Source organism: Roseixanthobacter glucoisosaccharinicivorans (assembly GCF_043195095.2).
Classification (GTDB): Bacteria; Pseudomonadota; Alphaproteobacteria; order Rhizobiales; family Xanthobacteraceae; genus NCEH01.
The window spans coordinates 640,402-653,426 of the sequence record NZ_CM195538.1 but is presented as its reverse complement, the minus strand read 5'-3'; the positions used below and the strand labels follow the sequence as shown (position 1 = coordinate 653,426).

General features: G+C 67.8%; 1 protein-coding gene. It reads left to right on the top strand.

Annotated elements, in window-relative coordinates; genetic code table 11:
- The first annotated feature begins 214 nt into the window (after positions 1 to 214).
- Positions 215 to 12,973 (top strand): autotransporter-associated beta strand repeat-containing protein, encoded by a 12,759-nt coding sequence (locus V5F78_RS02765; protein WP_394066751.1) that lies wholly within the window; start codon positions 215 to 217, stop codon positions 12,971 to 12,973.
- Positions 12,974 to 13,025: the final 52 nt, after the last annotated feature.

Genomic DNA, 13,025 nt, shown 5'->3' with positions numbered 1-13,025 from the left:
AATCCGTCCAGCCGTTGCGTAATCGCGGTCGCGGCCCCCTGCGAACGATGCTGTTACTGCCGCACGGGCTGGCTACAGAATACCGCGTGACTCCGCACCGATCTCGCCAAGCGTGTGAGACCTCTCTGTGCGCGGAACCCGGTGGACGCAAGCTGGCCGGGGCGGCGCCGACATTGCCGGCGCGACGCGAAGCCGTTGGGACGCTGGGGGAAATATGTCGAATCGTGGTGAAGCGCAGAGCCGCAATGTCTCCCACCTGACCGCCATGGAGATGCATCCCACCCGCAGATTCGGCCACGGCCTTCCCGAGTTGCCCCCGCCCGCCCCCGCCCCTTCTGCGCGGCCGTCGCGGCCCTTGCGCAGGGGGCTGCTGTTAAGTTCGGCCTTGGTCCCGGTACTCGCCATCGCCCTGTCCGTGGCTCCGGTCTCGCCCCATGCGCAAACCGTCCTGATCGATCCGCTTGCCGGTGGCGCCGGCGGCGCCGGCGGTAGCGGAACAACCGCCGGCGCGGGCGGCGGCGGTGGTGGTGGTGGCGGTGGCGGCGGCGGCGCGGGTGGCAACACGTCGAGCGTAAACAGCCCCGGCGCTGGCGGCAGCGCGGGGTTCGGTGGCACCTCCGGCGCGGGCGGCAACGCGGGCAACGTGGCCGGTGCGGGCGGAAATGGCGGCGGCACCGCCGGCGCGGGCGGCACGGGCCTCACGCCCCCCGCGAACGGCGGTACCGGCGGGGCGACGGGCGCCGACGCCGGCCCCGGCGGGAGCGCAACCACCGGCTCCGGTCCCGGCTACGGCGGCGGCGGCGGCGGGCATGGCTATATCGGTACGACCTTGCCCACTGCAGCCGTGAGCGCCGGAGACGGCGGCTTCGGAACCTACTCAGTGGTCGCAGGCGGTGGCGGTGGCGGCGGTGGCGGCGGCGGCTTTGGCGCGGTTGTAAGCGGCACCGGTAATCTCGGCACCCTGACGATCGCCCTGACCGGCGGAGACGGCGGCGGCAGTGGAGCTGGAGACGCACCCTATCTTCAGACCACCGGCGCCAACGGGGCCGGCGGCGGGGGCCTTTATCTCTACAGCACGGCTGCCACCCAATTGACGATTGGGGCAACTGTGACCGGCGGATCGAATGTCGCCAACGGCATGTCCTTCATCGGCGGCGCCGGCGGCAGCGGCGTGTTCGCGGTCAATACGACAGATGTCACCACGATAACCGTCGGCGCCGGAAAGACGGTCTCTGGCGGAAAAGGCGGCAACGCGACGTATGGCGGCAATTTTTTCGGAACGAATTATCCGCAAGGCACGGCTGGCGCCGGCGGCATCGGCATCGGCGGTAGCAACCTCAATGTTGTGCTGACGCCGACCGCCACCGTTTCCGGCGGATTGGACGGCGATCTCTTGTCGCCTTACTCCCTGAACGTCGTAACGACGGGTACCACGCGGTCGAACGCGATCCAGTTCACCGGCGGCGCCAACGTGCTGGACCTGCAAGGCAACGGTACCGGCTACGCCACGATCACGGGCAATGCCGTGGCGGTCTCCAGCGGCAGCGACACGCTGCGGCTGTCCGGCCAGGGCGGCAATTTCGACCTCTCGCTGGTCGGCTCGACGGGCAAGTTCCGCAATTTCGCGAACATGGACATCAATTCCGCCGGCGCGACCTGGGTCCTGACCAATAATCCGGTCGGAAACGACGACGTCAACACGACGGTCACAAACGGCACGCTTCAGGCCGGCAATGCTCTGTTGGGCGGCACGCTGCACGGCAACGTCACGGTTAAGTCCGGCGCCACTTTCACGAACGTCGCCTCCGGCGCGACCACGGCAGGCCTGTATGGCAGCCTGACGATCGAGAGCGGTGGCCACTTGCGGGCGATTGCCGGCAGCGACGTTGCCGTTCAGGCCGGCGGCTTTTTCACCGGCGGCATCACGCTCAACGCCGGTGCCGTGCTCGATGTGACCCTCGGCGCGCCGCTGACCACCTATCCGCTGATCAATTCCACCTATAATCTCGAGCTCAACGGCAACACCGTCAACATCACCAACAATGGCGCGATGGCCGAGGGCACCTATAACCTCATCGGCTACGCCAATACTTTCTCGGGAACCGGCCTCGTCATCGGCACCGCGCCGACGGATTACGAATACACGATTGGCAGTGCCGCGAATATGGTCACGCTGACGATCGTCGGCGCTGGCCTCTATTGGAACGGCACGACCACTACGGGTGCGACGGGCCCGGTCGCGGGCGGGGATGGCACCTGGACGGCCGCGGCTGGGGGCGTGACCAACTGGACCAATGCCAGCGGCACCACCAATGTGGTGACGGACCCCACCAAAACCGCCATCTTCTCCGGTACGGCGGGGACGGTGACCGTGTCGGCGGCGAACGGCGCGGTGTCCGCCAAGGGTCTCAAGTTCCTGACCTCCGGCTATGAGATCACCGGCGACACGCTGACCCTCGCGAATGCTTCCGCGGCGCCGATCGTGAACGTGGACGGAACCGGCGCGCTCGCGACCATCTCGTCCGTGCTCGCGGGCAGCGACGGCATGGAGAAGACCGGCGACGGCACGCTGATCCTGTCGGGCGTGAACACCTATAGTGGCGACACGACCATTTCGGCCGGCACCGTGCGGATTGCCTCGGCCGGCAGTCTCGGCGCGGGCAGCTATGCGGGAGCGATCGCGCTCGCATCGGGCACTTTGCTCGATTACGCCTCATCCGCCGCCCAGACCCTGACCGGCGCGATTTCTGGCGCGGGCGCCCTCACCGTCTCGGGATCGGGCACGCTGACCCTGTCCGGCAGCAACACCTATTCCGGCGCCACCACCATCAGCGCGGGTGCGGTGGTCGCGTCCGGCGGTTCGGCGATCGGCGATTCCAGCGCGGTGACGGTGGCGAGCGGCGCCAGCCTGACGCTGACCGCGAACGAGACCGTCGGCTCGCTGGCGGGCGCGGGCACCGTGACCTTGACCAATGTCAGCCAGCTGACCGCTGGCGGCGACAACAGCTCCACGACCTTCTCGGGCGAGATTGCCGGCATTGGCTCGGTGGAGAAGACCGGCACGGGCACGCTGACCCTGAACGGGCAGAGCAGCTTCATCGGCGTGATGACCGTTTCCGCGGGCGCGTTGGTGTTGTCCGGCGGAGCGGCCCTTCCAGGCACCACGGAAATGAACCTGTCCAGCGGGGCGACGCTGGAACTGGTCGACGGCTCGCAGAGCCTGGCCAATCTGAACGGTGCCGGCGGCACGGTGAATCTCAACGCCAACAGCCTGACGGTCGGGGCAAACAATGCCACCGGAACGTTTGCGGGCGCGATCACCGGCACCGGCGGCCTGACCAAGGTCGGCGCCCTCAACCAATTCCTCACCGGCACCAACACGTTCACCGGGCCGGTGCATATCGCGGCGGGCGGGCTGTACCTCCAGAACGGGTCGGCGCTGGCCGATACCGTCGCGGTGACGGTCGATGCCGGGGCGGAACTCGACCTGTTCATGGGGTCGGAAACCATCGGCTCGCTGGCTGGTGGCGGCAATGTGGTTGGTATCGGTACCACCGTGGTGCTCACGACGGGCGGCAACAACACCGATACCACTTTCTCCGGTACGCTTTTCGGAGCCGGCGGAACGATCGGCTTGACGAAGACCGGTACCGGCACGCTGACGCTCACGGGAAACAACACCTACACGGGCAACACGATCGTATCCGGCGGCCTGCTCCAGATCGGCGATGGCGGGACCTCCGGCTGGATCACCGGCGATGTGATCACGAATTCCGGCGGCAATTCCGGGGGGGTGGTCTTCAACCGTTCCGATGATGTCACCTTCAACAACACCGTGGGCGGCAGCGGCACGCTGGAGCAGAGAGGACCGGGAACGCTGACGCTGACCGGGTCCAACATGCTGAGCGGGACGACGTCAGTGACCGGCGGCACGCTGAAGCTGACCGGCAGCCTCTTCGGCGGCCCCGTGGATGTGAAGAGCGGCGGCACGCTGCTCGGCACCTCCACGGGCATGATCTTCGGCAGCACAACGATCGAGAACGGCGGCACGCTTTCGGCGGCGAGCGGCACCTTCTTCCAGATCAAGGACCTTTCGTTCGATAACACCTCGAACTTCGCGGTCGCGGTCGGAGCGCCGTCTTCCACGGGCGCTGTGTATGCGGACGGCGCGCTGACGCTGGACGGGGCGCTTCAGCTCACCACCGGCGCCGGCTTCGCCTCCGGCACCTACCGGCTGATTGATTTCACCGGAGCACTCACCGACAACGGCATGACGGTCGCCTCGCCGGCCCATTCGCTCTACGCGATCGACACCGCAACCACCGGTCAGGTGAACCTCGTGGTGGCGCTCGGCCAATGGTGGAACGGCACCGACACCACGGGCGGCTCCGGCGTTGTCGGGGGCAGCGGCACGTGGAACGTCCAGGCGGGGACCACGAACTGGACCAAGGCGGACGGAAGCACCGCCGACGCGTGGGGCCAGAGGGGCCTTGCCATCTTCGATGGAACCGCAGGCACGGTGACGATCGACGGCACGGTGAATCCGCAGGTTGCGGGCCTTGAATTCATCACCCCCGGCTATGTGGTGCAAGGCGCGACGCCGGGGCGGGCGATCCAGCTCGTGGCGCTGGCCGACGGCTATGTCCCGCAGATTTCCGTGGCCGAAGGCGAAGCCACGATCTCCGCCGGCCTGGGCGGTGGCGCAGGCTTCGAGAAGACCGGCACGGGCACGTTGCACCTGACGCGGGCGAACACGATCGAGGGCGAGGCGACGGTCTCCGCCGGCACGCTCCGGTTCAGCGGCGGCGCGAGTTTGGGAGGCTCGATCGTCGTCAAGTCCGGGGCGGCCCTTGTGGCCGATTCCGGGGCGACCGGCGGGGCAACGTTGGGCCTGACCGTGGAAAACGGCGGCACGCTCAAGATGGAAGCGGACGGCATGAGCCAATTGTCCGTCGGCAGCCTGACCCTTGGGACCACATCGGTGGTCAATATCGGCCTCGGCGCGCCATCGACCATGGCTGCGCTCACGACCGGAAACGGCGCACTGACCGTTGCCGGCACGCTGAACCTCATTGAGCGTGACGGCTACAGCTCCGGCACCTATCGGCTGTTCGATTATGGCGGCCAGCTCACCAATAACGGACTGGCGCTCGGGACGACGCAGCAATATTCGCTGACCGCGCTTGATTACGGGACCACCGGCCAGGTGAACCTTCAGGTCGCCGCCGCCCAGTGGTGGAATGGTTCGACCGTTACCCCGGGTTCAAGCGTGCAGGGCGGCGACGGCACCTGGACCGTGACCAATTCCAACATGAACTGGACCAACGCGACCGGCAGCACGGCCAACGCCTGGACCCAGGGCAGCGTCGCCGTCTTCGCGGGCACCGCAGGAACAGTCACGCTCAGCGGCGCCACCGATCCCCAGGTGGCCGGGATGTACTTCCTCACCTCCGGCTACGCGATCACGGACGGCGCGATCTCCCTCGCGGGATTCAACGGGCAGGCGCCGGTCATCACGGTGGGGGACTCAACGCCCGAGACGGCCGGCTTCACCGCAAGCATTGCCTCCGACCTGAGCAGCTCGGCGGGCCTCGTCAAGGCCGGCGCGGGCACGTTGACGCTCACGGGCGGCAACGCCATCACCGGAGACACGGTGGTCTCGGCCGGTTCGCTCACCTTCGCGGGTGGCACGTCGACGGCGCAGACCTTCTATGTGGGGCGTGATGCCGGAACATCGGCTTCCGCTACGGTAACCGGTGCCACGACGAGCCTCGATCTCGGCGGCTCAAACCTGTATGTGGGCTATCAGGGCACCGGCTCGCTCACCATCTCGGACGGCGCGGGCCTGATGTCGTCTTCGGGATATATCGGCAACGACAGCGGAGCCGTCGGACACGTCACCGTCACGGGGGCGGGGTCGCATTGGAATCTCAGCAACTATCTCTATGTGGGGAGTGACGGCACCGGCACCCTGGAGATTTCCGGCGGCGCCTCCGTGACCGCGACCTATGCGCGGGTCGGCTATTATGACTATGGCGATGGCGCCAACGGCGCGCTGACGATCACGGGTCCCGGCTCGTCGCTGAATCTGGGAACCGGCGAGCTGGATGTCGGCTATTACAACAGTGGCTCGGTGACCGTCTCCAACGGAGCGACGCTCACCACCGGCATCGCCTATATCGGCGTCTATAACGGCTATTACGGGCCATACAGCGGCACCGTGACGGTGACCGGTGCCGGCTCGACCTGGGACCTCAACGGCCAGGAACTGATCCTCGGCTACGAGTACGACGGATCGAAGGGCACGCTGATCGTTTCCGATGGCGGCAAGGTCACCTCGGGTACCGTAACCCTTGGTTATTATGACATCACCCAGGGCTTCGTCACGGTGACGGGCGCGGGCTCGATGCTCGATGCCGGCAACAACGGCTTCTATGCAGGCTATTACGGCGACGGCACCATCGCCGTCTCGGACGGTGGCACGATCCTGAGCGGCGACCTCTATCTCGGCAACGATTCCGGGCGGAGCGGCACCTTGACCGTGAGCGGCGCCGGGTCGTCCTTCAATGTCGGAACCGCCAGCATCTATATGGGCGAGTATGGCAGCAACGGCAGCATCACCGTGGAGAGCGGCGGTGCGGTTACGGCGGGCCAGATCGTCAAGGACGCCGCCGCCGCCAGCGCATTGATCACCCTCGACGGCGGCACCCTGCGCGCGGCTGCGACCCAGGCGGATTTCCTCTCCGGCTTCGCGGCGGGGGACATCACGCTCGCGGCGGGGGGTGGCACCATCGACACGAACGGCTTCGACATCGGCGTGGCGAGCGTGCTCGGCGGCACCGGCGGTTTGACGAAGGACGGTCTCGGAACCCTGACCCTCACCGCCGACAATACCTATTCCGGGATCACGACGGTTTCGGCCGGAACGCTCCAGATCGGCAACGGCGGCATCTCCGGCTCGGTGGCGGGGGCCATCGCCAACAGCGCGACGGTCGTCTTCAATCGGTCCGACGACGTGACCGCGTCCGGTGCGATCACGGGAACCGGTGCGCTGGTCCAGCAAGGGCCGGGCAAGCTGACCCTCGTGGGGGCGAACAGCGCGGCTGCGGGAACGACGGTGTCCGGGGGCACGCTGGAAATCCTGACCGGCGTAAGCCTCGCCAGCGACATCGTCGTGGGATCGGGCGGCACGCTGCAAGGGGAGACGAGCGGCACCGCCGGCGCCTCGGTCACCGGCACGGTGAGCGTGCAGGACGGTGGCACGCTGCGTGCGGCTCCCACCAGCACGGCGGGATTGTACGGGCTCTCAATGACGGCCCTGACCCTGTCGAGCGGCGCCAATGTGGATGTGATCCTCGGGTCAAACACCGGCGTCGGCGTCCTCTCGACAGGCAGCCTCACGCTGGATGGCGTGCTGAACGTGACCAACGCGGGGGGCATGTCGCTCGGCGTGTACCGCATCATCGACTACACGACGCTGACGGCGGACAACGGACTGGTCCTGGGGGCCACGCCGACCGATTTTGCCTACACCATCCAGGTGGTGCCGAACCAGGTGAACCTGACGGTTCTCGCGGGCGACATGCTGTACTGGAACGGGTCGACAACGACGCCCGACGGCACCATTCATGGTGGCAGCGGGACCTGGACGGCGAGCCCGTCCGATGCCAACTGGCTGACCTCCCCGCTGAACCAGTCGCGGGCCTGGAACAGCCAGTTCGCGGTATTTGCCGGCACGCCCGGCACGGTGACCGTGGACAATACGGCCGGGGCGGTCTCGACCACCGGCATGCAGTTCATGGTGGACGGCTACGACGTGGACAGCGGCACGATCACGCTCGCCGCCACCTCCGGCCAGACCCAGGTGCGCGTGGGCGATGGCACGAGCGCGGGCGCGGGCTATGTGGCGACCATCGGTTCCGTCCTGGCCGGCACGACCGGGCTTGAGAAGACCGATCTCGGCACGCTGATCCTCACCGGTGCAAACACCTACACGGGCGGCACCACGGTGACGCAGGGCACGGTGCAGATCGGCGATGGCGGGACCACCGGCTCCATCCTGGGCGATGTGGCGGTGGCGACGGGCGGAACGCTGGCCTTCAACCGCAATGATGTGGTCACCTTCAGCGGGGCGGTGTCCGGCGCGGGCGGGCTGACGCAGGCCGGCACGGGCACGCTGATCCTCACCGCGGCCAACACCTATACCGGCACCACGACCATTTCGGCCGGTACACTGCAGGTGGGCGATGGCGGCACGTCCGGTTCGCTGACGGGGCCGGTGCTGAACAACAGCGCGCTGGTTTTCAACCGCTCCGATGCCAGCAGCTTCGCGGGCGCGATCTCGGGCACGGGTACGCTGGCGAAGAGCGGAGCGGGCACGCTGACGCTGTCCGGCACCAACAGCTTCACCGGCGCGACGACGGTCTCCGGCGGCACGCTGGCCCTGATGGGCGGCTCTTCCCTGGCCGACGGGGCGCGCCTGACGGTGGCCTCTGGTGCCGGGCTTGAACTGGTGGACGCGAACGAGACGGTGGGCTCGCTGGCCGGCGCTGGCGACATCGTCCTCAACAGCTACTGCCTGACCACCGGCGGCGACGGCACGAGCTCGACGTTCTCTGGCGGGATCTCGGGCTCCGGCTGCGTCACCAAGACTGGCGCTGGGACGCTGACGCTGACCGGCACCAACACCTATTCCGGAACGACAACGGTTTCGGAAGGCGCGATCCAGGTGACGGCGGCGGCGAACCTTGGAACCGGGCCGCTGGCCCTGGTTGGCGCGGGAACGCTCCAGGCAAGCGGCACCTTCACCTTGGCCAACGAGGTCTCGCTGACACCCGCCTCGGGTAGCGGCGGCGGCACCATCGCGGTGGATCCGGCGCGGACGCTGACGGTTTCGGGCATCATCTCCGGCACCGGTGCGCTGACGAAATCCGGGACCGGCACGCTGGTCTTGACCGGCGCCAACACCTTCTCCGGCGCGACCACGGTCGATGCCGGGACACTGGAGATCGCCGGCGGCTCCTCGCTCTCCGACACCGCGCGCCTGACGGTGGCAAGCGGAGCGCTGGTCAACCTCACCGACGCGGATGAGACGGTGGGCTCGCTGGCGGGCGCGGGCGACATCACCCTGAACAGCCACTGCCTGACGGCCGGAGGCGACGGTTCGAGCTCGACCTTCAGCGGCAGCATGACGGGTCCCGGCTGCCTGTCCAAGACGGGCGCGGGCACGCTCACCCTCACCGGCACCAACACGCTGACAGGTCCGACCACCATCTCCGGCGGCGCGGTCCAGGTTACCGCCGCCAGCGCTCTGGGCAGCGGAGCGCTGGCGCTCCAGGGTCCCGGCACGCTGCGCGCGAGCGACACCTTCACCTATGGCTCGGCCATCTCGCTCACCCCGCTCTCGGGCGTCGGCGGCGGCACGTTCGACGTCGACGATACCAAGACGCTGACGCTCACGGGAACGATCACCGGGCTCGGCGACCTCGCCAAGACCGGCACCGGCACGCTCGTGATCTCCGGCACGAACAGCTACAGCGGCGCGACGAATGTGAATGTCGGCACGCTCATCGCCGAGGGCGGCAATGCGCTCGGCGACGAAAGCGCGGTGAACGTGGCATCGGGCGCGACCTTGATCCTGCGGCCGAGCGGGACCGAGAGCGTGGGCTCGATCGCCGGCGCGGGCGCCATTACGCTGGACGGCACACGTCTCGCCGCAGGTGGCAACAACAGCTCGACCACCTTCTCCGGCGTGATGGACGGCTCGGGCGGCCTCGACAAGGACGGCACCGGGACCCTGACGCTGAGCGGCGCCAACACCTATACGGGCGCGACCAATGTCAATGCCGGCACCCTCGCCGTGACCGGCAGCGTGGCGGGCGACATCTATGTGTACGACCAGGCGACGCTGGCCGGCACGGGAACCGTCGCGCAGACGGTGCACGTGCTCTCGGGCGGCACGCTGGCGGGCGTGCAGCCGACCGGGCTCACCATGGGGGCGCTGGACATGCAGTCCGGCGCGAACATGAACGTCACCCTGGGCTCCCCGATGGGCGGCGGCGTGTTCACCGTGAACGGCAACGTCACGCTGGACGGCACGTTGAACGTCACCCCCAGCACCGGCTTCGGCATCGGCATCTATCGGGTGGTCAGCTATAGCGGCACGCTGACCGACAACGGCCTGGAAGTCGGCGCACTGTCGGGCGGGCTGCTGGGCGGCGTGCAGACCGCAGTGGCCGGGCAAGTCAACCTGGTGGTCGACGATCCCAACAGCCCGATCCTGTTCTGGAACGGGTCCACCACCACCCCCACGCAGACCGTGGTGGGCGGCACCGGCACCTGGACGGCTTCGACCCAGACCAATTGGATCAATGCCTCGGGCACCATTTCGCGCGAATGGAACAGCGGCTTCGCGATATTCCAGGGGACGGCGGGCACCGTGACGGTCTCCTCCATCAACGGACCGGTCTCGGCGGTCGGCATGCAGTTCGTCGACAGCGGCTATGAGGTGACCGGCGAGCAGATCCTGCTCACGGGCACGGGCCCCGCGACCATCCGCGTGGGCGACGGCACCAGCGCAGGTGCCGCGACGGTGGCGACCATCTCCAGTGTCCTCGCCGGTACCACCGGCATCGACAAGGGCGATCTCGGCACCCTCGTGCTCACCGGCGCCAACACCTATACCGGCGGGACCACCATCTCCGGCGGCACATTGCAGATCGGCGATGGCGGGACCACCGGCTCGATCCTCGGCGACGTGGTCAACAATGCGACGCTGGCCTTCAACCTCTCCGGCACGACGAGCTTCGATGGTGTGATCTCGGGCACGGGCGCTGTGACCCAGATCGGGTCCGGCACCCTCACCCTCACCGGTGCGAACAGCTATTCCGGCGGCACCACGGTGGCCGGCGGAACGCTGCGCCTCTTGTCGGAACAGGCGCTCGGCACGGGCGGGCTGACGTTGCAGCGCGGCACCACCCTCCAGGCCAGCGGCAGCTTCACCTTTGGCGGGGCGGTCGCCCTGTCGAATGTCGGCGCCAGCGCGTTGGATGCGACCATCCTCGTCGATCCGAGCCAGACCCTCACGATCGCCGGCGTGATCTCCGGCAGCGGCGGCTTCGAGAAAACCGGGACCGGAACCCTGATCCTGACGGGGAACAATAGCTATACCGGCCTCACCACCATCTCGGCGGGCGTGCTGCAAATCGGCAATGGCGGAACAAGCGGCGCCATCGCCGGCGATGTGGTGAACAATGCCAGCCTGGTGTTCAACCGGTCCGACACCTATGCCTTCACAGGCTCCATCACCGGCTCGGGCGACGTGAGCTTCACGGGCGGCGGCATGGTGTTGTTCTCCTCGCCCTATACGGGTGCGGTGGGCGTGAATGACACGATGGTCCAGCTCCAGGCCGGCACCACCACGAGTTCCCCCTTCACCATCAACAGCGGCGGCGTGCTGGGTGGCACGGCGACCATCGGCGGCTTGACGGTGAATGCCGGCGGCACGGCGGCTCCGGGCTATTCGCCCGGCACCCTCACGGTCAACGGCGCTGTCGCCTTCAATGCCGGCTCGGTCTATTCGGTGGACGTGACGCCCCAGGGCGCCCACGATCTCATCATCGCTTCCGGCAACGTGACGCTCTCGTCCGGCGCCACGGTGCAGGTGAATGCGGTGCCGGGACGCTATGCCTCGCAGAGCATCGTTCCCATCATCACCACCTCAGGGACGGTGAGCGGCACGTTCGGCAGCGTGAGCTCCGACTACGCCTTCCTCCAGCCGACGCTGTCCTACGACCTCCAGAACGTCTATCTCGGCCTCGTCTATACCGGCGCGAACTTCATCGACTATGCCACCACGCCCAACCAGGCGAATGTCGCGGTCGCCGCGCAGGCCCTGAGCAATGGCAACCCGGTGTTCGAGGCGATCTTCTCGCTGGCGCAATCGGCGGTGGCTCCGGCCTTCAACCAGCTGTCCGGCGAGATCTATCCGTCGGTCAACACGGTGATCCAGCAGGAGTCGATCTATCTGCGGGATGCGGTCGGCGTGCGGCTGCGCCAGGCGGGGATGGAAAGCGCCGGCGCGGGGGCCCTATCCTATGCGGCGAAGGCAGCGGGGCCGGCAACGGCGAAGCTGAGCCAGGATCTGACCCCGACCTTGTGGGCGCAGGGCTATGGCGGCTGGGGCAACGCCTTCGGCAACGGCAATGCGGCAAGCATCTCCTCGTCGGTGGGCGGCTTCTTCGCCGGCCTCGATGCGGCGATCCTCGAGAACGTCAGGGCCGGTGTCGTGGCCGGCTTCAGCCAGACGCAGCTCGACGTGAACGCCCGCTCGTCCTCCGGCTCCATGGACAATTACGACGTCGGCTTCTACCTGGGCGGGCAGTTCGGCGCGCTCGGGCTGCGGGGCGGCGTGTCCTACACCTGGCATGACATCCAGGTGGATCGCACCATCGCTTTCCCGGGCTTTGCCGGATCGGCAAGCGGCGGCTACACGCTCGGAACCACGCAGGTGTTCGGCGAGGCCGGTTACCGCATGACCTTCGGCGGCTATGACGTGGAGCCGTTCGCGGGTCTCGCCTATGTCAACCTGTCCGGCGGCGCGACCTCCGAGACCGGCTTCGGCGGCGCGGGGCTTGCGGTGGATGTGGACGGGCAGAGCACACTCTACAGCACCCTCGGCGTGCGTGCGGCCACCGCCCTGACCCTCGGCGGCCGCGCCCTGACGCCGAGCATGACCCTCGGCTGGCAGCATGCCTTCGGCGATACCGGCTCGGCGGCCAGCATGCAGTTCCTCAGCGGCGCCGCGCCGTTCCAGGTGCAAGGCGTGCCGATCGCGCAGGATACGCTGATCATGGGAGCGGGACTGGCCTATGCCCTGTCCGATCTCGCGACCATCCAGGTCAATTATTCCGGCCAGATCGCGTCGGAGGCGAGTCAGAACGCCTTCAGCGCGCAATTCTCACTGAGATTCTAATGCCCGCTGCCTATTTGCTCGCCGCACGGGGCAGCGGGATAGTGCGAGCGGA